Source organism: Nesterenkonia sp. YGD6 (assembly GCF_022565895.1).
Classification (GTDB): Bacteria; Actinomycetota; Actinomycetes; order Actinomycetales; family Micrococcaceae; genus Nesterenkonia.
In genome coordinates this window covers 335825-358447 of sequence record NZ_JAJOYY010000004.1, presented here as the reverse complement: position 1 = coordinate 358447, position 22623 = coordinate 335825, and the positions used below count along the sequence as shown (strand labels likewise).

Annotated in this window: 16 protein-coding genes and 1 pseudogene; 11 read left to right on the top strand and 6 right to left on the bottom strand. The window is 61.1% G+C overall.

Going from position 1 to position 22623, the window contains the following annotated elements:
- Window positions 1–78: 78 nt before the first annotated feature.
- Window positions 79–1314, bottom strand: coding sequence for a class I SAM-dependent methyltransferase (locus LTI14_RS08765; protein ID WP_241476282.1), 1236 nt, complete (start codon window positions 1312–1314; stop codon window positions 79–81).
- A gap of 318 nt (window positions 1315–1632) precedes the next feature.
- On the opposite strand from LTI14_RS08765, the gene LTI14_RS08760 reads away from it, so the two are divergent.
- Both LTI14_RS08760 and LTI14_RS08755 read left to right on the top strand, forming a co-directional pair.
- On the top strand, window positions 1633–3420 hold the full coding sequence (locus tag LTI14_RS08760) for a BCCT family transporter (RefSeq protein WP_241465067.1): 1788 nt from the start codon (window positions 1633–1635) through the stop codon (window positions 3418–3420).
- A gap of 117 nt (window positions 3421–3537) precedes the next feature.
- A complete protein-coding gene (locus LTI14_RS08755; protein ID WP_241476281.1) occupies window positions 3538–4227 on the top strand; it encodes an SGNH/GDSL hydrolase family protein in 690 nt (229 codons plus the stop codon).
- Here LTI14_RS08755 and LTI14_RS08750 read toward each other — a convergent pair.
- Complete coding sequence (locus LTI14_RS08750; protein ID WP_241476280.1) at window positions 4200–5192, bottom strand: EamA family transporter; 993 nt, start codon at window positions 5190–5192, stop codon at window positions 4200–4202. The genes LTI14_RS08755 and LTI14_RS08750 overlap by 28 nt on opposite strands.
- A 71-nt stretch (window positions 5193–5263) precedes the next feature.
- Between LTI14_RS08750 and LTI14_RS08745 the strand changes: the two genes are divergently transcribed.
- The 8 genes from LTI14_RS08745 (at window position 5264) to LTI14_RS13335 (ending at window position 15183) form a co-directional block, all read left to right on the top strand.
- Entirely contained in the window at window positions 5264–6226 is a 963-nt protein-coding gene (locus LTI14_RS08745; protein WP_241476279.1) for a LysR family transcriptional regulator, read from the top strand.
- Between the two features lie 40 nt (window positions 6227–6266).
- Entirely contained in the window at window positions 6267–6881 is a 615-nt protein-coding gene (coaE, locus tag LTI14_RS08740; protein WP_274616047.1) for a dephospho-CoA kinase, read from the top strand.
- A 9-nt stretch (window positions 6882–6890) separates the two neighbouring features.
- Window positions 6891–9038, top strand: coding sequence for an excinuclease ABC subunit UvrB (uvrB, locus tag LTI14_RS08735; protein WP_241476278.1), 2148 nt, complete (start codon window positions 6891–6893; stop codon window positions 9036–9038).
- Window positions 9039–9153: 115 nt separating this feature from the next.
- Window positions 9154–10527, top strand: coding sequence for a polysaccharide biosynthesis tyrosine autokinase (locus tag LTI14_RS08730; RefSeq protein WP_241476277.1), 1374 nt, complete (start codon window positions 9154–9156; stop codon window positions 10525–10527).
- Between the two features lie 3 nt (window positions 10528–10530).
- A complete protein-coding gene (locus LTI14_RS08725) occupies window positions 10531–11151 on the top strand; it encodes an arsenate reductase/protein-tyrosine-phosphatase family protein (protein ID WP_241476276.1) in 621 nt (206 codons plus the stop codon).
- Between the two features lie 544 nt (window positions 11152–11695).
- Window positions 11696–13222, top strand: coding sequence for a sugar transferase (locus LTI14_RS08720; RefSeq protein ID WP_241476275.1), 1527 nt, complete (start codon window positions 11696–11698; stop codon window positions 13220–13222).
- A gap of 64 nt (window positions 13223–13286) precedes the next feature.
- Entirely contained in the window at window positions 13287–14336 is a 1050-nt protein-coding gene (locus tag LTI14_RS08715; RefSeq protein ID WP_241476274.1) for an NAD-dependent epimerase/dehydratase family protein, read from the top strand.
- On the top strand, window positions 14296–15183 hold the full coding sequence (locus tag LTI14_RS13335; RefSeq protein ID WP_446740384.1) for a WecB/TagA/CpsF family glycosyltransferase: 888 nt from the start codon (window positions 14296–14298) through the stop codon (window positions 15181–15183). The genes LTI14_RS08715 and LTI14_RS13335 overlap by 41 nt, the downstream gene beginning before the upstream one ends.
- A gap of 524 nt (window positions 15184–15707) precedes the next feature.
- On the opposite strand, the pseudogene LTI14_RS08710 reads toward LTI14_RS13335, so the two are convergent.
- From LTI14_RS08710 to LTI14_RS08695, 4 genes and pseudogenes are all read right to left on the bottom strand, one after another.
- Window positions 15708–17030 (bottom strand): annotated as a pseudogene (locus LTI14_RS08710) (ISL3 family transposase).
- A gap of 361 nt (window positions 17031–17391) precedes the next feature.
- Complete coding sequence (locus tag LTI14_RS08705) at window positions 17392–18273, bottom strand: ATP-grasp fold amidoligase family protein (RefSeq protein ID WP_241476273.1); 882 nt, start codon at window positions 18271–18273, stop codon at window positions 17392–17394.
- Window positions 18274–18331: 58 nt separating this feature from the next.
- The gene (locus LTI14_RS08700; RefSeq protein WP_241476272.1) at window positions 18332–19816 is read right to left on the bottom strand and encodes a lipopolysaccharide biosynthesis protein; all 1485 of its coding nucleotides are present in this window, start codon (window positions 19814–19816) and stop codon (window positions 18332–18334) included.
- Between the two features lie 61 nt (window positions 19817–19877).
- Complete coding sequence (locus LTI14_RS08695; protein ID WP_241476271.1) at window positions 19878–20876, bottom strand: ATP-grasp fold amidoligase family protein; 999 nt, start codon at window positions 20874–20876, stop codon at window positions 19878–19880.
- Window positions 20877–21572: 696 nt separating this feature from the next.
- On the opposite strand from LTI14_RS08695, the gene LTI14_RS08690 reads away from it, so the two are divergent.
- Window positions 21573–22613: a glycosyltransferase gene (locus LTI14_RS08690; RefSeq protein ID WP_241476270.1), complete on the top strand. Its 1041-nt coding sequence runs from the start codon at window positions 21573–21575 to the stop codon at window positions 22611–22613.
- Window positions 22614–22623: the final 10 nt, after the last annotated feature.

Sequence of the window (22623 nt, the reverse complement as noted above, 5' to 3'; positions counted from 1 at the left end):
TGCTGCCCTGCTTCCAGAACAACAGCGACGACAACAGCGAGGACGACGGCGCCGCGTCCAGCAGCGCCGCCTTCTAAGTCAGCGCTTCGTCGACACCGTCACGGTGAACCGCGCATCGCGGGCCAGCTGCTCGGTGGGCCCGACCTCCTTGGTGAGCACCGTGCGGTGCTTCAGGTGGGAGTTCCAGACGCTGTAGATCCGTCCGCCCGGTGCGAGCACACGTGCCGCGGCCCGGATCAGCCGGTTCGCGGCACCGGGGTCCACCGCGTTGCCCTGGTGGAACGGCGGGTTGAGCAGGATCACCTCGGCGGAGGCGTCCTCGAACCGGGAGAGCGCGTCATCGCGGACCGTCTCGATCCGGTCCGCGACCCCGTTGGCCTCAGCGGTGAGCTGGGTGGACTGCACCGCAGAGGCCGAATGATCGGTGGCGATCACCTTCAGCTGCGGATGCCGCAGCGTCAGGAAGGCGCTCACCGTGCCGTTGCCGGAGCCGAAGTCGATGACGTACTCGGCACCGGGGAACCCCGGGTGGGCCTCCACAGCCTCGAGCATCAGCCGGGTTCCGGGATCGAGCTTGGTACCGCCATAGGTGGCGCCCAGGCTGCACAGGGTCAGCTCGGTGGAGCCCTTCCCGGGGATGCTGACCTGGTGGATGTTCTTCCGCGGGGCAGAGGTGGGCACGCCGTCGCGCGGTCCGCGAGCGGTGAGCACCCGGGACTTCGAGCGGCCACGGCCGGCGGAGACGTCGGTGAAGTGCTTCTGAAGCACCTGGTTCATCGAGTGGTTCATGTGCTTGTCCCGGCCCACGGCCAGCACGACGACGTCGGCCGCCGCGTGCTCGCGGATCAGCCAGGCCCAGTCGTTGAGGGTCTCCAGAGACCGGGGCAGGTGCATCAGCACCGTGTGCACCCCGGTGAACGCGTCGGGCGCCTCCTCGGTCAGGCTGGGCAGCTCTTGGGGGACCGGCGCCGGGAGATCGGCGCGGCGGGCGTTGCCCTGCAGCGCACGCTCCGCGCCGAGCTCGTCGGCCAGCACCCGCACGGCGGACACGGCGTCTTCGACCTTCGCGCACACCGCGCCGGGCTTGCCGGCATCGGTTATCAGGGAATGCAGGATCGGCAGGGTGAGCGCTCCGGAGCGGTCATCGAGGATCAGCACGCCCTCGCGCGGGTGGCCGTCGGCCCACCAGGCCGCGGCGGTGTCGAGCAGCAACAGGTCCACCGCCTCGGGCGGGGGACTGATGGGGGTGAAATCGAAGTTCTGGGTGAGTTCAGAGGGCTGGACATCGGGGGTCTGACCCGCGGGAAAAGGCATAGAGCCAGCTTAGAGGATCACCCTGTCACGGCTCCCGAACAGCTCAGCACCAGCTTCCCCCAAGAATCGTTACTGGAATGAGACGCCGGGACTGCATGCGGCTCGTTCCGGGAATTATTCGAGTGTGCTGGACTCAGATCAGGCCCCATCGGCGCAGGATTCGACTCACGAAAGTGCGTCGGCGGCCCAAATTCCATACCGTAGGGACGATCATCCCGCCTGTCAGGTGTCAGACCGCCAGTCTCGTGCCCCGCAAGGGAACCGAGGGTTCTGCCTCTGCCGGGCGCGGGCAGCGACTACACCCACGAAAGGCCAATGATGCTGCTCCGACTCCATAACATCTTCAGGCTGCGCACCAGCCCGATCCTCTTCTTCGGATCAGCCGCGATCGTGATCACGTTCGTCGTGCTGACCCTCCTGATGCCCACCGGCATGGGCGAGTTCTTCGGCACCGGCTCAGGCTGGATCTACGACAACCTCGGATGGTTCTACATCTCCGGTGTCACGATCTTCCTGATCTTCCTCATCTTCGTCGCCTCCGGACGCTTCGGCCGGATCAGACTCGGCGCCGACGGCGAGGAGCCCGAACACTCCAACATCGCCTGGTTCGGCATGCTCTTCGCCGCAGGCATCGGCACCATCCTGATGTTCTGGGCCGTGGCCGAGCCTGCCAACCACTTCGCCAACCCGCCCCGTGAGGGCCAGATGGGCGTAGAGCCACGCTCCATGGAGGCCGCGAATGAGGCGATGGGCTTCACGCTCTATCACTTCGGTCTGCACACCTGGACGATCTTCGCTCTGCCCGGCCTGGCCTTCGCCTACTTCATCTATAAGAGGAACCTGCCCCCGCGGGTGTCATCGATCTTCCAGCCGATGCTCGGCGACAAGATCCACGGCCCCATCGGCAAGTTCATCGACATTCTCGCGATCGTGGGCACCATCTTCGGCGTCGCGGTCTCCATCGGCCTGGGCACCCTGCAGATCCACGCCGGACTCGCCCGCCTGCTCGGCGTGAGCGATGCGGCCTGGAACTTCATCATAATCATCGCGGTGGTCACCATCATTGCCACGATCTCCGCGATGCTCGGCGTGAACAAGGGCATCAAGCGGCTCTCGAACTTCAACATCTGGACCGCCATCGGGCTGCTGCTCTTCGTGCTGATCACCGGCCCCACGGTCTTCATGCTGCGCGGCATGATCGAATGGACCGGCGTCTACGCCCGGATGCTTCCCGAGCTGGCGTTCTGGAACGACACCCTCGCCAACACCGGCTGGCAGGACGGCTGGACCATCTTCTACTGGGCATGGACCGTGGCCTGGGCGCCGTTCGTGGGCATCTTCATCGCCCGCATCTCGCGCGGCCGCTCGGTGCGCCAGTTCGTCGCCGGCGTGCTGGGACTGCCGACGCTGTTCACCATCATCTGGTTCGGCATCTGGGGCGCCGGCACCTTCGACATCGAGCTCAACGGTGACGGCGGCCTGGTCGACACCGTGCTCGACGACGGCGTAGAGGGTGCGCTCTTCGCGTTCCTCGCCGAGTTCCCGCTGGCCACGCTGACCTCATCGATCGCGATCATGCTGGTGGGCATCTTCTTCATCACCTCGATGGACTCCTGCTCACTGGTCCTCGATGACATGTGCAACGGCTACGAGGGACGCTCACCGCTGCACCAGCGCGCCTTCTGGACCATCTCCATCGGCACCATCGCCGCGATCCTGCTCACCGCCACCGGCGAGGGCGGGCTCCAGGCGCTGCAGAACGTCGCCCTGGTGCTCGGGCTGCCGTTCTTCGTCCTGGGCTACTTCATGATGTTCAACCTCTCCCGGGCGATGCGGGAGGACGCCGGCGAGGTCGGCTTCCTGGTCACCCGCCGCTGGCTCAAGACGCTGCCTCCGGAGGAGTACGAACGCCGCATGGAGGAGCCCGACCGCTCGCTCACCGAAGCTGTGGTGGCCCCCGATTACCACGAGGGCACCCAGCCGGAGAACGCGCCGGACGTGGATCACGTGGAGCAGCCACCGATCGTGGAGCAGTACCGGGTCCGCACCGGGGATGTCCCGATCGTGGATCCGGCCCAGGTGAACGGCTCCTACCCGAAGAACTGATCTGCGCCTGCCGAGGCAGTTCGCTGATCGACACCGAGATGCCCGGCTCTCCAATGGGAGAGCCGGGCATCCCTGTCAGCGGGTGAGTCGAGTACCGGGTGCGCTAACGTAGCGCCCATGAGCCAGAAGCGCAGGCCCCGGAACACCCCACGGACCTGGAAGGACGGGGCGCTCATCGCCGCTGTGGGTATTGCCGCTGCCGTCATCGTGGGCGCAGTGGTGATGGTCATTGCTCAGCCGGAACGTGACATGGCCGAACCACAGAGCATCGTCGTCGTCGGCGATTCGAACACCGAGATGGACTCGCCCGACTTCGCCGCGGGGGAGATCGGTGACGACTCCTGGGTGTCCACCGTGCTTGCTGCCGGTCATCGCTTCGCGGGTGGTTGGGCAGTGGCGGGGTCTACCTCGGTCCAGCAGGCAGAGGGTCTCGATGACGTCGAGGGTGCAGACGTCCTGCTCGTGATGACAGGAACGAACGACCTCGCCCGGGGGGTCCCCTTCGAGCAGACCGCCCCGAGCCTGGATGCGATCGTCGCCAAGGCACCAGCCGACCATGTCGTGGTGCTCGCGATCCCGCCGCGTGACCGGGAGACCACGCCGACCAGCCGCGAATTCAACCGAACGCTGAAGGCCCTCGCCGAGGACCGGGGCTGGGAGTACTTCGACGCCCTCGAGTTCCTCCGCAGCCCCGACGGCGGCTTCGTCCAGGGAATGACGAATGACGGACTCCACCTCACCCCCGAAGCCCAGGAGCAGTTCGGCGAGACGGTGGTCGATTACCTGAGTCGAGAGACTTCCTCCTGAGCGGAGGGCTCGGGCTCTGCGTTCGACGCCGGCGCCAGTTCCACTTCTTGCACATCCTCCAGCGGCCCAGGTTCCGGCGGTGGCGCGGGCTGCGCCGGGGGAGTGCCGCGCACCGAGGCGTAGATGACCCCGCCGACCACCAGCACCCCGCCGCCGAGCTCCAGCCAGGTCGGGACCTCGCCCAGGGCGACCCAGGCCGCCAGGATCCCGACCACCGGCACCAACATCGAGAACGGGGCGACGGTGCCTGCCGGATGCCGACGCATCAGCCAGACCCAGATCCCCGCGCCCGCGACCGTGCCGAACAGGATCGTGTAGCTAAGGCCCAACCAGGCCGGGATCGCCGCGACGCTGATCGAGGTGGCCAGCGCGGCGCCGATCTCCTCAGGCCCCTCCACCAGGAAAGCCACCGTGAGCAGCGGGATCGGTGGGACCACAGCCATCCACAGCACCAGCGCCATCGGCCGGTCGGTCTGGGCCTTCCGCGAGGCCAGGTTGCCCAGCGCCCAGCCGAAGGCGCCGAAGAGCACCAGCAGGAACGGAGTCCACCCGTCCAGGACGCCCCGGGAGACCCCCACCAGCCCCAGTCCCAGCACGGCGACGCCGACGCCGGTCGCCCGCCGCGCGGTGATGTGCTCCTTGAGCACCAGGGCGCCGAGCAGCACGGTGAACGGCGCCGAGGCCTGCAGCACCAGCGAGGCGAGCCCGGTGGGGAACCCGGCGGCCATCCCTAGGTAGAGCCCGAAGAACTGCAGCGTGCCGAAGCCCAGCCCGTAGCCGAGCAGGTAGCGGATCTTCACCCCGGGCCAGGGCACGAACAGCAGCGCTGGCAGCGCCAGGATCAGGAAGCGCAGCCCGGCCAGGAACAGCGGCGGAAACTGATCCAACGAGATCCGAATGGCCAGGAAGTTCAGACCCCAGAAGACAGCGACGAGCAGGGCGAGCAGGGTGTGACGCAGGGGCATGGGTTCATCCTCCGGCACAAGACTGATCAGGTCTACTGAATGCTTCTGCACTGAGCGTGTAGGTTGCCTACATGGCATCTTCTAGCTCGGAACGCAGCCAGCAGCACGCGCGCCATTTGGAACCCCGCCACCTCGAGCTGCTGCGCGAGATCGCCGCCCGCGGCACCCTGGCCGCGGTGGCCAAGGCCACCCACCGCACCCCCTCAGCACTCTCCCAGCAGCTGCGCACCGCCGAGCGGGATCTCGCGGTGAAGCTGGTGGAGCCGGATTCGCGCGGGGTGCGGCTGACCCCGGCCGGGCAGCTGCTCGCCGAGGGCGCCGATGAGGTGATCTCCAGCCTGGCCCGTGTGCAGGCCCGGCTCGACGCCTCCACGGGAGAGCCTCGGGGATCGGTGAGCATCGGCACCCTGCCCAGCGCCGGGCAGGTGCTGCTGCCGCGGCTGCTGCGCCAGCTGCGCGACACCGCCATCACGCTGACCCTGGATGACTTCGACATCGCCGAGGCAGATTTCGCGGCCCGCGCTCTGGACGCGGACATCGTGATCAGTCACAGCATCAGCGGACGCGTGCCGCGCGGGGCCGAAGGGCTGATCAACACGGTGCTCACCCGGGAACCCATCGACGTCGTGCTGCCCGTCGAGCACGCACTCGCGACCAAGACCGAGCTGACCCCGCACGACGTGGTCGATCATGACTGGGTCGGGGTTCCCGAGGGTTACCCCTTCGACGCGATCCCGGTGGCCATCGAACAGCTGATCGGGCGTCCGGTGCACCGGACGCTGCGGCTGCGCGACAATCACCTGCTGGAATCCCTGGTCGGCGCCGGGGCGGGGATCGGCCTGTTGCCGAGGTTCAGCACCCGGCCCGCACCAGGGGTAGTGCTGCGGCCACTGGTCGGCGTCAGCGCCTCCCGAAGCATCGTCGCGCTGAGCAGGCCTGACCGCTACGAGCGTCTCGCCGTCAGGACGGTGACCGAGCATCTGGTCAGCATCGGGGCTGAACTCATGGGCGGATACTCGGTTCAGCATGGTTGACGCACGATCAGCGCCGGTGAGTCTCATTTACACTCAAGGGATGCATCGAATCCTCTCAGTGGGCCTGACCGGCGGGATCGCCTCGGGCAAGTCAGCGGTCTCGAACCGGCTGGCTGAACATGGCGCTATCGTGATCGACGCCGACCTCCTGGCCCGGGAGGTGCTCGAACCCGGCACCGACGGGCTGCACGAGGTCGTCGAAGTCTTCGGGCCCGGCGTGCTCACCGACTCTGGAACCCTGGACCGGGAGGCGCTGGGCCAGATCGTCTTCGCCGATGAGGACGCCCGCGCCCGGCTCAACGCCATCGTCCACCCCCGAGTCCGCGAGGCCCGCAATGCGCTGCGCGCCCAGGCTCCCGAGGGTGCCGTGGTGGTCGAAGACATCCCGCTGCTGGTGGAGACCGGACAGGCGGACCGGTTCGACGTGGTCGTGGTGGTCGCCGCGCCGCCGGAGCAGCGGCTGAACCGGATCGTCCGGGACCGCAACACCAGCCCCGAAGACGCCCAGGCGCGCATCGACGCGCAGACGTCTGAGGCCGAACGCACCGCCGTGGCCGACATCGTGCTGGACAACTCCGGGACCCTGGAGGAGCTGCACGCACAGGTCGATGAGCTGTACGAGAAACTCCGTGGGCGGGTCACCGCCCAGCAGTAGCATTGATCTATGAGTCTCGCTCAGAAGATCAGCCGCACCGTCGCTCCCTTTGAGGTCATCAGCCCCTTCAAACCCTCGGGTGATCAGCCGAAGGCGATCGCCGAGCTGGTGGAGCGGATCGAGGGTGGCGAGAAGGACGTCGTGCTGATGGGCGCCACCGGGACCGGCAAGTCAGCCACAGCGGCCTGGCTGGTCGAGCAGGTGCAGCGGCCCACGCTGATCATGGTGCAGAACAAGACCCTGGCCGCGCAGCTGGCGAACGAGTTCCGCGAGCTGCTCCCGAACAACGCGGTGGAGTACTTCGTCTCCTACTACGACTACTACCAGCCCGAGGCCTATGTGCCGCAGACGGACACCTTCATCGAGAAGGACTCCTCGGTCAATGAGGAGGTCGAGCGGCTGCGCCACTCGGCCACCAACGCGTTGCTGACCCGGCGGGACGTGGTGGTGGTCGCCACCGTCTCCTGCATCTACGGCCTGGGCACGCCCGAGGAATACATCAAGCAGATGGTCGCGGTCGAGGTGGGGGAGAAGATCGAGCGCGATGAGCTGCTGCGCCGCTTCGTCGGCATGCAGTACGCCCGCAATGACACCGACTTCCACCGCGGCACCTTCCGGGTCCGCGGGGACACCGTGGAGATCATCCCGATGTATGAGGAGCTCGCGGTGCGCATCGAGTTCTTCGGCGACGAGATCGAATCCATCTCCACCCTGCACCCGCTGACCGGCACCGTGGTGCGCGAGGAGGAAGAGATGTACATCTTCCCCGCCAGCCACTACGTCGCCGGTGACGAACGGATGGCCAGCGCCATCACGCGGATCGAGGATGAGCTGCGCGACCGCCTGGCCGAGCTGGAATCCCAGGACAAGCTGCTGGAGGCCCAGCGACTGCGGATGCGCACCACCTATGACCTCGAGATGATGCAGCAGATGGGCTTCTGCAACGGCATCGAGAACTACTCCCGGCACATCGACGGGCGCGGCCCCGGTTCCGCCTCGCACTGCCTGCTGGACTACTTCCCGGACGACTACCTGCTGATCGTCGACGAGTCCCATGCCACCATCCCGCAGATCGGCGGCATGTATGAAGGTGACATGTCGCGCAAGCGCACCCTGGTGGACCACGGGTTCCGGCTGCCCTCCGCCATGGACAACCGGCCGCTGAAGTGGGACGAGTTCCTCGAGCGCATCGGACAGACGGTCTACCTCTCGGCCACGCCCGGGCGCTACGAGCTTGACCAGGCCGATGGTGTGGTGGAGCAGATCATCCGTCCCACCGGCCTGGTGGACCCGCAGATCGTGATCAAGAAGACCAAGGGTCAGATCGATGACCTGCTGGGGGAGATCCGCACCCGGACCGCGAAGAACGAACGGGTGCTGGTCACCACGCTGACCAAGCGGATGGCCGAGGATCTCACCGAGTACATGCTGGAGAACGGCATCAAGGTGGAGTACCTGCACTCGGACGTGGATACGCTCAAGCGGATCGAGATCCTGCGTGATCTGCGTCGCGGCGTCCATGACGTGGTGGTCGGGATCAACCTGCTCCGTGAGGGCCTGGACCTCCCCGAGGTCTCGATGGTCGCGATCCTGGATGCGGACAAGGAAGGGTTCCTGCGTTCCACGACTTCGCTGATCCAGACCATCGGCCGTGCCGCCCGCAACGTCTCCGGCGAGGTTCACATGTACGCGGACCGGATCACCGATTCGATGCGCCGCGCGATCGATGAGACCGACCGCCGCCGGCAGCGCCAGATCGACTACAACACCGAACATGGGATCGACCCCACCCCGCTGCAGAAGAAGATCGCCGACATCACGGACCAGCTGGCCCGCGAAGATGCCGACACCGCCGAGCTGCTGCAGGGGATGGGTGGCCTGGCCACCGGCTTCCAGTTCGGGAAGGGCCACCGCGGTTACACCAGCTTCGACAGCGAGGACGGGGAGGACAGCACCGGGAAGAAGCGCTCCGGCAAGTCACTCGCGGCGCAGACCCCGGCCAAGGACCTCACCGACCTGATTGCCCAGCTCACCGCCCAGATGCATCACGCCGCCGAGGAGCTGAACTTTGAGGTGGCAGCCCGGCTCCGCGATGAGATCGGGGAGCTGAAGAAGGAGCTCCGGCAGATGCAGAACGCCGGCCACGATCAAATGTGACAGACGCGTGCTACGTCTCAGATCCTGAATACGTTCAATCAGAGTCTGAGTTTTTGCTGAGAATCCCTTATGCTGACGTAGGTCATATCAGTGGGACTTTGGGGGACAGCAGTACGTGGAATTGCGTGAATATTTAAGGATCCTCCATCGCGGATGGCTGATCATCGTGCTGGCGACCCTCGCCGGCATCGGTGCCGCGGCTACGTACTCGATGCTCCAGAGCCCCCAGTACGAGGCCGGGACCAGGGTGTATGTCTCCACGGATTCCGCGTCTACGGTGGCGGAGCTGGGCCAGGGCACCACCTATACCCAGCAGATCGTCGAGAGCTTCGTCCAGGTGACCACGACCCCGCGCGTGCTCCAACCGGTGATCGATGACCTGGGGCTCCAGCAGACGCCGGCCGAACTGGCAGGATCTGTCGCGGTGTCCACTGACCCCAATACGGTGCTCATGCAGATCACCGCGACAGATGAAGACCCCAGGCTGGCAGCCGACATCGCGAACTCTGTGACTGAGAACCTGATCGGCGTAGTCGGGGAGATCACGCCAGGTTCATCCGGTGAGGACAGCCCGGTCACCGTGGAAGTGCTTCAAGAGGCCGTGGCACCAGAATCCCCCGTCGCCCCTCGGATACCGCTCAACCTCGCTCTCGGATTCCTCGTCGGGATGGCCCTTGGCGTGGGCATCGCCGTGTTGCGTGAAGTTCTGGACACCAAGATCCGCGGTGAGCATGACATCTCAGCGATCACTGACACTCCCGTTCTGGGAGGCATCACCTATGACCCCGAGGCCCAGAAGCGTCCTCTGGTGGTCCAGGTCGACCCGAAGAGCCCCCGTGCGGAGTCCTTCAGAACCCTGCGCACAAACCTCCAGTTCCTTGAGGTGGGAGAATCCAGGCGCAGCTTCGTCATCACCTCGTCCATCCAGGGTGAGGGCAAGTCCACCACAGTCGCCAACCTCGCCATCACCATGCAGGAGGCGGGCCAAAGGGTACTGGTGATCGACGCCGATCTCCGCCGGCCCAGAGTTGCCGATTACTTCGGGCTCGAAGGCGCGGTGGGTCTGACCAACGTGCTGATCGGCAAGGTGGACCTCGCAGACGTCGTCCAGTACTGGGGTCCCCATGACCTTGCGGTGCTTCCCGCCGGAGACATCCCTCCGAACCCCAGTGAACTTCTCGGTTCGCCCAGCATGGACGCGCTGCTGCGTTTCGTGGAGGACCAGTTCGACGTCGTGCTGATCGATGCGCCGCCGCTTGCCGTCACAGATGCTGCAGTGCTCGCCACACGTGCAACCGGCGCCATCATGGTGGTCGCTGCGGGAAAGACAACGCGCCAGCGGTTCACCAGATCCATCAGCTCCCTGGAGAGCGTCGGAGCCAAACTCTTCGGCGTTGTTCCCACCATGCTTCCCACCAAGGGCCCTGACGCCTACGGCTATGGCCTCTACGGCTACGCGTATACCTATGAAGAAGATGGAAAGGCCTGAGCGATGTCGGACCCCTTCCGCATCCTCGTGGTCTGTACCGGAAACATCTGCCGCTCCGCCCAGGCCGAGCAGCTTATCCGCGCCACGGTTGCCGAGAGCTTCCCGGAGCTTGAATCAGTGGTTGTGGTGGAAAGCGCCGGAACAGGAGCCATGGTCGGGTCCGGTATGCCCGCAGAGGCCGCGGCGCTTTCCGCGCGCCATGGTGGGGCCCCCGCGGACCACGCGGCGCGCCAGCTGACGGCCGAACACGTGAGAGCAGCAGATCTCGTCCTGGCCATGGCGGCCAAGCATCGGAGCGCGGCGGTACGGCTGCTGCCGCGCGCGTCACGGAATACCTTCATGCTCACCGAGTTCGCGGCGCTGCTGGAGAGCGCGGAGCAGAATCCCCTGCCGCCGACGGCGGAGTTCTCCTCTTTGGACGCGGCAGACAAACTGCGAAGCGCCGTGAAGTGGGCATCAGCGCGCCGGGGGTTCCTATCCCTAGAGGGTGGGGCTCCAGCTGACGTGGTGGACCCATACCGCCGCTCGGAGGAGACCTACGCGGAATCAGCGCGCCAGATCGTCGAAGCGCTCGATCGCACCCAGCGAGCCGCGGTGAGCCTGGCCCAGCGAGTCAGAACGTGAGCGGCACGACGAGAACCCCCAGCCGCAGGCGTGCTGCGGATGCCTCGGAAGATGCCGAACCTGACCCCAACGCCGACGCAATGCAGAACGCACCACGCCTCCTGGCAGTCGCAAGCGACACCGTGGCCTCGCGTTCTGAAGGGGGCGCCTGCGATGAACATGGATCCCTCGATCTCTCCATGGACGTAGGTGAGATTGGGCGTGCGGCATATCCCTCGGAGGAGAATCTAGGACGCCCACTCTGGGTGTCAGGCTCTGACTACACAACCGACCAGTCTGCGATCGCCTCCGGAGCTGACTGTGAATCTCAAGGCGCGCGCAAGTTCAACTTCGGAGTTTCCTGGACTCAGGAAGAAAAAGTTGTATCCAACTCAGTGGGTGGTGACGCCTCCGTGGTCTCCCGTAACGGATCGGTATGGAGTGTTTCGCCTGACAGCACCGAGTGGTCTCAGCGCGGCGTGAGCGCTGTTGTGGCGCTCAGCGGCTCCGATGGGCGATGGAGCGCGGCGATCGATCCCCGAAACCTCAGAAGGAGTTTCGACTGATGAGCGCCACAGAGGCTCCTGACATAAACGTCACCTACACCGGCATTCAGACTGTGACCGAGGGCCACTTGCCTCGTCGAGTGTGGCAGAAGCGGTACGCAGCGCGTCTGCTCACTACTGACTTCCTTGTCCTCGCGCTCGTCATTGGCACCATTCACCTTTTCTGGCTTGGCTTCGACGACACGGCAAACTTCGGTTTTCCCGCAAGCTCGGGAAACGAGTACGGCGGCGAGGTCAGTTATGGCATAGTTTCCGGCGCGATACTCGTTCTCTGGATGGTGGTTCTCGTTTCGGTGGGAAGTGTTGACTCCCGAGTGATGGGCGTAGGCCACACCGAATATCGCAAGATCACGGACAGCGGAATCGGTCTGTTCGCCGCAGTAGCCACCATCATGTTTCTTCTCAAGCTCGATGTCGCTCGCGGATACCTCCTCCTTACCTTCGCAATAGGCATAGTAGGGTTGCTGCTCGTTCGACTGGCCTGGCGCCAGTGGTTGAAGAAGCACCGCACCCGCGGGGACTACTCAAATCAGGTTGTACTGGTCGGCTCACGGTCGTCGATCCGCCACATCGCGGATGAGTTGGCGAAGCAACCCTGGGCCGGTTACAACGTGGTGGGGGCCGCTCTGGCACAGAGCCCCAAAGATAGTGGCGTGCTCGCCATTGGCAACGTCCCGGTCATCAGTGATTTCGATGGCGTCCGAGAGGCTATGGACACCATTGGAGCAGATACCGCGATTATCACGGGAGCGGACCACCTCGACCCGCAGAGGGTTCGAGAGTTGAGTTGGGAGCTTGAGAAGGGCGAGTACTCCCTTGTCATGGCGCCAAGCCTCACCGACGTTAGCGGCCCTCGCATCCATAGCCGCCCTGTGGCGGGGTTGCCCCTGATGCATGTGGAGACACCGCGCTACACCGGCTTACGGGCAGCGATGAAACGCTCCTTCGACATCGTGGGATCTCTATTCATCATTGTCTTGCTAGCACTGCCGATGGCTGCAGTTGCCATCACGGTTAAGGCCACATCCCCGGGCCCGGTCCTCTTTAAGCAGCATCGAATCGGTCTCGATGGGGAAGAGTTCCGAATGCTCAAATTCCGATCGATGCGCCACAACGCTGAGCAGCTCCTGGCCCAGCTGGACACTGCGGATCGACTCGATCCGGACAATATTCTGTTCAAGATGAAAGACGATCCCCGCATTACGGACGTTGGTCGCTTCATACGGCGTTTCAGCATCGATGAGCTTCCGCAAGTATTCAATGTTCTGATGGGCAGTATGTCGCTGGTCGGTCCCAGACCGTCTCTCGCAAGAGAAGTCGCTCAGTACGAGCACCATGTTCATCGGAGGTTTCTCGTTAAGCCGGGCATTACGGGATTGTGGCAAGTCAGTGGCAGGTCCGACCTGCCATGGGATGAGGCTGTGCGACTCGATCTTTACTACGTGGAGAACTGGTCGCTTACTGGAGACCTCGCAATTTTATGGCGGACAGGAAGAGCAGTTTTCCATGGCGCAGGGGCATATTAAATCTTTCCTTATTAGTTTATACTGCAAGTTGTCGCATCCTATTATTTAGAAATGGAAGTCGAAAATGAGAGTACTAGTCACTGGCGCAGCAGGCTTCGTCGGATTCCACGCGTCTAAGAGATTCCTAGAGGACGGGCATGAAGTCTTTGGGGTCGATAACCTTAGTGACTATTACGACAAAAACCTCAAGCTGACCCGCAAGTCCGAGCTCGAACTGTTTGACAAGTTCTGGTTTTCCAAGGTAGATCTGGTTGACTACGAGCATCTTTTAAGCGAGGTCGCGAATTTTCAGCCTGACATCGTTTTGCATCTGGCTGCACAAGCGGGAGTTCGCTACGCCCTTGAGGCGCCACGCGAGTATGTTTCGTCCAATCTCATCGGCACTTTTAACGTACTGGAGCTGGTCAGGGAACTACGACCCAAGCACACCCTCGTAGCGTCATCTTCCTCGGTCTACGGCGGAAATGCCGTGCAACCCTATGCCGAAGTCGATCGCACTGACTTTCCCATGTCTTTCTACGGAGCCACAAAAAAGGCTACCGAGGACATGAGTCATTCGTACTCACATTTATACGACCTTCCCGTGACTTGTTTCCGATTCTTTACGGTCTACGGTCCTTGGGGCCGTCCGGATATGGCACTTTTCAAATTCACTGAGTTGATATCTTCAGGGCAGCCTATTGAGGTGTACGGCGACGGGCTCATGAAGCGTGACTTCACTTACGTCGATGATCTGATCGAAGCAATCTCGAGATTAACCTCTGCGGTGCCGCGCGCAGGTGAGTATTCGTTGAGCCCCTCCGGTGACTCCATTTCGCCAGTCGCCCCTTGGCGCAGCGTGAATATCTCCGGCGGACGGCCGGTTGAACTTCGCACGTTCATAGAGGTTCTTGAGCAGGTGATGGGGACTACTGCGCAGAAGGTATTCAAGGCTCGTCCGAATGGTGACGTTCCAGAGACGTTCGCAGACTATCGCCTGCTCGAAAGTCTCACGGGTTTCCGTCCTGGAACACGGTTAGAAGACGGCATTTCCGAGTTTGTCGATTGGCACAGCCGTTACAAGGCGTCGAAAGATGCTTCTCGTCGCCTGGAAGCGAATATCCATGGCTCCTGATCTCGCACCGAAGACGGTTGTACTCGGTGGTTTGCCCACAGTACAAACCACCCGCCGCCAACTTGCTCAGCTGATGGTTAGGGACGCGGCGGTGAACCATGACTCGGAAGGTCGGGTCCCTCCTAAGTTGGTTTTCTCATCAAATGGACAGGGTCTCGCTCTGACATGGAACAATGACCGGTTCCGTGCAGCGATGATGAAAGCTGACTGGATCCATGCGGACGGGATGCCTGTAGTGTTGGCCTCGCATTTGACGAGGACTGTTCTACCGGAAAGAGTCTCCACTACTGATTTCTTTCACGATGCTGCGGAAGCTGCCACCGCCGCGGGACTGAGTTTCTACATGCTCGGTGGTAGTGAGAAACAAAACTCAGACGTAGTAGCGGCGGTACGACATCAGTATCCCAGCCTTAGGATCGCCGGTGCTCATCACGGTTACTTCGAGGATGAGGATTCGGTAACAGTGTGTGCCGATATCCGGGCCAGTGGAGCGGATGTTCTCTGGGTCGGTCTTGGAAAGCCGCGGCAAGAATACTGGAGCGTCATGAACCAAGAACTTCTGGGTGGAGTTACATGGGTCAAGACGTGCGGGGGATTGTACTCTTTCCTGACTGGTGACTCTCCCAGAGCCCCCAAATGGATGCAGGCGGCGAGTTTGGAATGGCTGTTCAGAGCATCCCAGGATCCGAAGCGCCTTCTAGGGCGATACCTTGTCACGAATCCAATCGCGATGTACCGTCTGGTCCGACATACCGACTCCGGACTGTTCAACCAAGGTCGGCTGAGACGCAATGAGTTGGAGAGTGCCACAGAACGTCCTCATTTTCGGACTCCTGGGGCTGTCTGAAGCCCATGTATGTATTGCGCGCGGCATTGGAGCCTGGCACGCTAGGTGGTCGGTTTCCCTTGATCATGTTGCGGACGTGGAATATGGCCCCGTATCGCACATCTAATTTGCGGTCGTGGACCAGAATTTCAAGCGGCTCGGTCGACGCGGCGACTGGATGCTGGTGAAAAGGGGCCGTGTACCTTCCAAAGTTTGGGCGGCGAACCTCCTCTCGCGACGGGTTGAAGCGCGCTAAAAGACTGAGCGCTTTGCTCCTCATGTGCAACGTCCCCCTCCGCGAGCGGGGAAGTTGCTAAGCGATGCGGGGGTCGGTTCTGTCGAGAATTTGTCTCGCTGGTCGAGGCGCCTAGGTAGTGACACCTAGAGGGGAGGTGCTCTCGACCGAGAATTTGATGCGAGTCAGCCAGCTTGGAACCCCGCATCAAATTCTTGTTTTGAAATTCAAACGTTGCAAGAAGTCGGGTTCTCGTCTGGCAGTGAAAGAGTTCTGTTCGTTGGCTCGAAGTGAGCCAGGGATTCGTGGCTCATCGCAGATGAGGGTGTAGGAACGGTCTGAAGCCTCCAGTGTCCAGCAGTGATCTGGTGATGTAGTGGGCGAGATTGCGGAACCCCAGAGCGGTGCCACGCAGATGCTTGAGCTTGCCGTTGAAGCTTCTGTTGGGCCGTTTGAGGTGCCGGGCCTGTTGAAGTAGGCCATGATGTCAGCAGCCCGGCGGTTGAAGGTTCGGCCCAGACTGATCAGCTCATGCAAGCGATGCGGCACCGCCGGCCGCAGTGAGCCGATCACCGCCTGCAGATGCTCCTTGTACTCATTCTTCGAGGGGTTTCGGTAGGCGGCGACGATCTTTTGATAGATCCTCCAGGTCGCTTCGACCTCGACATGTTCATCCTCTGTGAATGCTTTCTTCAGCCGCTGATGCTGCTTCTCGGTGAGTAGATCAACGCCGGTCCGAAGCGTCCTACGGGTCCCTTAGAGCGGCTCACCAGAACGCCCCGGTGCACCAGAGTGTCCTGCTGGACCCACTGCCGGCACCGATCCAGCGCATCACCGGCCAGAGCGACCGCATGGAACGGGTCCATCACCGCAGTTGCCCGCGGGAGCTTTTCGGCGGCGGCGGTCTTGAACTAAGTAAACCCGTCCATGGCCACCACCTCGATCCCGTTCCGGAACTGCTTGTACTGGGCGTCGAGCCAGATCTTGAACACCTGCTTGGAAACGCCCGGAACCATGTCCCTCAGCCGCGCCGTCCCGTGCCGTTGCGGCACGGGGTCAGGTCGATGATCACGGTCACGAAGTGACTGCCCGGACCGGTGTGGCGCCAACAGTGTTCATCAACGCTGAGCACGGTGAGCCCGTTGGAACGGGCCGAGTCATTGATCAACAGCTTCGCTCCGGCAGCGAAGACCGCGGCGTTGACCCTGTGCCAGGCAGCACCGAGTCCGGCGGCGATCGGGGTGATTGACATGCGGTCGATCACCAATGACTTCAGCGCTCAGAGCACCGCGTGGCGGCTGAGGTTCGCTCGTGGTGCCGCGGCGCGGCTGGTGTCTTGGCGCCAGACTCGGGCGCAGTCAGCGCACCGGTAGCGGCGCACCGGAACCAAGAGGGTGGTGGGCCGCCAGCCCAGCGGCACGTGCGCGAGCCGTCGCGCGACGGTGGCGATCGAGACGCACTCGGCGCCACGGTCCCAGCACCACGGGTCGTGGTGGAGGACCTGGCATACCAGGACGGCTCGGCGTTCTTCGAGGTGCTGGCCGGTGGTGGTGAGTCCGAGCTGGTCGACCAGGCAGAAACTATCAATATCGGGGATGGAAAAAGTAGGCTTGGCTAGGTCGAGGTCTTTCAGATGGGCAGTTTGGGAACTTCCATCTTCGGAAGGCCTCGACGTCTATCTGCGCACCACCACGCCAACGGGTTGTACACCCTAATCTGCGAAGAGCCGAATTCGTGCACTGTGACTACCCGGTGAACTCTGACTTCAGTGTAGTCGGCGTGTCCGCCTGTGCACTCGACAATCCAGTTTCCCGCCGGGTTGGGGCAGGCACGGAGGCGTGTGGCTCTTACTTCAGATTCAGGCCGAAATGCCAACGGAAGAGATTCACTGTGTGTTAAAGAACCCACATGCCCTCAGGTTAACCAGCGAGGCTTTGGAGGTCTTCCTCGCTCTAGTAATTGAATTTACCGCCGTTAAACTTCTACTTCTCGCATTAGATTGGTTTGACTGGTGACGGGAGAGTCAACCAATCACCCCAAACGCGATCCCACTCGGGTGTAGAAAAGGAAACGAATCCGCTGACAGGGTAGAAGGTTAGCTCACCGAAGTAGACTTTTCCGTTCACTTCGTACAAGTCGACCCGGACGTGCGGGTGGCCCCGTGATAAGTCACGCGCCATCCGCAGCATGTCAGCGTAACGCTGGGGCTTTGGGGGTGGAGACGCTAGATTCGAGGGTGACTGAATATGATCGATCGCGGAAAAAGTTTCGTCAAAATAGTCAAATTGAACGTCACCGGTACGTCGTTCTGACGCCAAAAGTACCGCTTTAACGTGACCACCGAAACAAAAAAACTTATAGTCAATAAGCTGCCCGGAGGAGTCATCTACAAGGAATGGTTCAGCGATAATTCTCGGCTGGAGATCTCGGTAATGGGGCTCCCGTCCGATATGATAAAAATTCTGTGACAGCGCTCGCTTGAGCCCCTTTCTGATTTCGGGCCTGTCGATGCGGCTCTTGTCCTCCACGACGACCACGCCCTCAGAATCGTGCGTGCACTTGAGCACGAACGCGTCCGGTAGTGCATCAAAGTCAATGTCGTCTTGTGTGTCATACACCGCCAGGGTCGGGATGATATGTGCTTCGCCGATGACGTCTGCCACACGTCGCTTAACTTCATACTTGTCGACTAAGTCAAAATATTCTGGAACGCGATAGTTGATCTTCATCCATTGAAGCTTTTCATTAAATGTTGACGGCTTTCGGAGATTGGCAAACTTTCGAAACTTCGCAAAATAATAGAGCTGGATGTAGGGCTGGTCTGGCACAAAACGCAGAAGTCGCTTGATGGTCTTCAGGTGCCTATTGCTGGTCATGGGCTGGAGTGTCACCTTCCGGTGGAGATCGGCGTGAAGTGGTCGGAGCAATTAGTCGCTACAGAGTGCCAGATTTTCGCTCCTGCCTGCCTCTGCGAAGCACGGTTGCACCGGCGTCGAGTATGACTGTACGCGTGTCAGGGAAGCAGAGACATACCAGAACGTACAGGACGGAGCAGCCTACGATCCCCAGCGTCGAGAAGCCCCAGTGTCCCTCTGATAGGTGGGCAAACCAGGCCGCCGCAACTCCCATGACGCCTGCACATATCAAGGGCGCGTAAAGGTTTCGCAGCACCCGGATAAATCCAAAACCAGCGATTAAGAAGACCATCCACTGGCTGATCGCGATAGCGACTAGACGGACCAATGCGTTCACAATGACCAGCGTCGCGAAGCCGTCGAGTGCGGCAAAGTAAATGGCTGGAATCATGATCATCATATACAAACATTGCGAAAGCAACGAGATACGCGGTTTACCAAGGGATCTGAAGATTTCACTACAGTAGTGGGAGAGGACGATACTGGAACTTGTGGATAGTGCCCAAGCGCCGAACATGAGACTCGCCTCAGCCCAATCTGGACCGAAGAGAAGATCAGTAAAGAAGTCACGGTAGAAGAATGCTCCAACACCAGCTGGGAATACAACTAAGGAAACCAAAAATTGAAAACGGAAGAAGAATTTTCGATAGGCGTCCGGGTCATTTTGTAAGCGAGATAAGGCTGCAAAAAGGATTGGCGTCGTCGCGCTTGTAATAACCGCGAAGGCGGAGGTGACGACCAGCATTGGCTGGCGGTATAGCCCCAGTTCATGTGGACTTAGAATGGTACCCACGACGAAAGTGCCCGCCCACATAGTCGCCCAGATTGAAATGGCTTCTAGGAGCGTCCAGGCGCTGAAACCAAACATCCTTCTCAGGATGCCAAAGGAGAAGTACAAGCGAGGATTCCATGGTGACACCCACGTCATCGCAACCGCATTCACCAGGTGGGCCGCGAGGACCCCAACGATTAGGGACCAGTAGTCCATCCCGTAGATGGCGAGCGGGACGGACACGACAAGGGGAATGAGTCCAACTCCGACACGGATTGGGAGCAGTGCCCTGTAGACGAACGCACGACGGAACAATGCATTCTGTGTGCTGACGACGACCGACATCGGAAGTGACAATGACGCGATTGCAATCGGGACTCCTAGACCGGGATTTCCGACCAACGTTGCCAATTGGTCACGGAGAAGAACTATTAGTAATAGAAGGACGAGTGAGATCGCCATACTCGACCAGAACGCTACGTTGGCTGCACGATACAGGCTGCGTTTGTCGGGGAATTCGTGCTGGATCAGATACTTTTGAAACCCTGCATCGGCGAGCATTTCGGCGAAGCTCGCCACCATTATTACGATTGCGAGCACGCCGAATACTTCGGGTGCGAGGAGCCTGGCCAGGACTAGTTGCGAGACCGGTAGGGTGATCTTTGCAATAGCCTCTGTTATCAATGACCATTTTGCGGCAGATTTAGTCTTGCCAGCTAGATTCTCGGTCACATCGCACCGTTCCGAATCGCCGTTCGATCCACTCGCCGCAAGTCATGCCTGCCAAAATCCATCAATATTGCTCGACGGCTGACAGGTCTAGGAATTGGCCAAGCTCAAACTCGGCGGATCTCGGCTGGATGGGCATCATTCCTGACACTGGGTGAAAGGTCATCTCGGAGAAGAGGACTTGCCCGAAGTGCTCGAATAGGTCGACGCGAACGAACGGAATGTCTCTGGAGAGTTGACGGGCCATGTCGATCATCTTCGCGAAACCCACGGGCTTTTCGGGTAGATCTATGAAGTGCGTGTAGTCGGGTCGCGCAAAATCAGCGAGTTCCCAGTCAAGGGTGAGAAAATCCATCCTCGCAGTGTCGTGATCGTGCAGACCCTGCGACACGTAGAGGAACTTGGGCTCACCGTGGAAGCAATAGAATTTGTAGTCGATAAGGCCGTTCCGACTCACGGACGAGTCAGATATCTCAATGGATCCGGCTGAGGTTGGCAGTAGAGCGTCTTCGGCAGACGCCGATCCTCTCTCTGGTGTCCAGGTAGGCAAATACACCTCCGCGAGAATGCGCGGGACGACATCTTTGTAGGGCCACTCGCGGCCGGAATGGTAGTAATTGCGGGCCATGGCTCTATTAATCTTCGTACGGGATGTTTCAACGTCGAAAGCGGAGGGGTCATCACAGATCACCAGACCTCCCGAGTCATGCGTGCATTTAAGGACAAACTGCTCAGGCAAGGCGCCAAAGTCGATCTCATCAAATGAGCTCCAGACTCCCAACGTTGGCACCACGTGGGACTCGCCCACAAGATTTGTGACCCACGCTTTGACATCGTGCTTATCGACCAGAGTTGTATAGATGGATTGCCTGTCTCTGAGTTTTAGCCACTGAAGCTTCTGACTGAAGGTCTCGGGGGATCTGAGGTCCAGCCGCCCGCCCGTACGCACGCGGAAGAGTAACCTCAAATATCGCTCATCGTCCCAATGCCGCAAACGCTCATTGAGTCGGAGCCTGTAGAAAATCCCACTCTTGATCTTGCGCAGCGTATATGAGCCCATCATCCCTGCATCCTCTCGCTCGCCTATTCCCGGGAGTATGTCTGGCAGATCTGGAAATAGGGTCTTCCGCGCCCCGTGGTTGCCGCGTCATTTTGGTCAGCCCGTCCATGCCGCATCAACATACTAGATCAGAGGGCCTTCGCAGGATGCACGGCTGTGCGGTCTCGGGCGAAGATGCTGCGAGGTACGCTCTACATGGCCCCAATTGCCCTACGCTCTCCTCGAGTGCCACCAAATAGTGTGTTGAAGGCTTGCGTGTACGCAGGTGGATTGTCTCGAGCGTGCCACCACTTGCGGGCACTGCCCTCTCCCGGATTCTCCCCCTCCATTCGGCTCACCTATCGTTGGTTGCCTCCGCGGGGCGGTGTAGCTGTGATCCTAGCGGCGGTCGTAGGGCGTATTCGTAACGTGAAATTCTCGGTGGACCCGGTGCGGATTGAGGCTGTCGCTGCGACTTGGTTTGCGAAAGTTGTACCCAGTCTCTACGCTCACACCGGACCACGCTGCGTTGACTGATGTAACTCGGGACCGCGATGTCAGTGTCGGACGTGTCTTGCTTCTCCCTAACAGCCAACAGAATGTTCTGTTTCTCTTCTATTTACGCCGTCTTGGAAGGCCCTCATGAAAGTTCTAGTTTTCAGCACGAACGGGGCCATCAGGGATGGCATTACTTCGTGGACGATTCAGAATTTTGGTTTGATGGACCGCGACGGTATCGAGGCGGTAGACACCATCGCGTTCGATGGTGTCCCAGATTCAATACTGGAGCAGCTCAACGCGGCGCAAATCCGCACACATATTTTGCCTTCTCGAAGGAGGCGCCCTATCGCCTATATGCACAGTCTGCACCGCTTAGTCCGACAGAATAAGTATGACGTTGTGCACATAAACGGGAACAGTGGGACCGTTGCCATCGACCTGATCTCCTGTCTCGGGACTGGCGCTCGCGCAAGGATCGTTCATTCTCGAAACACTCAAGGGAGGTACGGAACTCTTGACAAGTTGCTCAGTCCCGTGATGCAGAACCTGTGTACGGATCGTGTGGCATGCGGAAGGGATGCAGGCCACTGGCTGTTTGGGACTCGCACCTTTACAGTGATCCCGAACGGCCGAGACTTCGGAGAGTACTCTTACAATTCGGAGACCCGTCGGCTCGTTCGGTGCGAGCTCGGGCTGTCAGAAGAGAACGTCGCTGTCGGCCACGTTGGGAATTTCAACGAGGCGAAGAACCATAAATTCTTGATCGAGACGTTTGCATTAGCCCTAGGACGGAACCCGGACCTTCGGCTGTTCCTCGTGGGGGATGGGGCGCTTCGGACTGATGCTGAAGCCCAGGCTCGAGCCTTGGGTATAGAGCAGGAAGTGGTGTTTCTCGGCCGCAGCGCGCGGGTGCCGGAGTTTATAAACGCCCTCGACATCGCCCTCTTGCCCTCGTTATACGAGGGTTTTCCGAATGTCGTCATCGAATGGCAAATCAGTGGACTACCGTCACTTGTAAGCACGGCAGTGACCGATGAGTGTGCGGTCACGGGACTGGTAGAGGCGATTCCGGCAGGCGACCTCTACGCTTGGGCGGAAAGGATCGCGTGCGCTGTGCCAGTGGATAGGACCTCAGCCTCCCGAGATGCTCAGCAGCTACTCCAAGCTGCGGGTTACGAGGCAAGAGAAGGGGCCGCGAGGCTCCGAGTGCTGTACAGCGCTATCGCGCTACGGGAGGAACTTGCTGCTTCGCCCTCGTAGGACCGCGCGG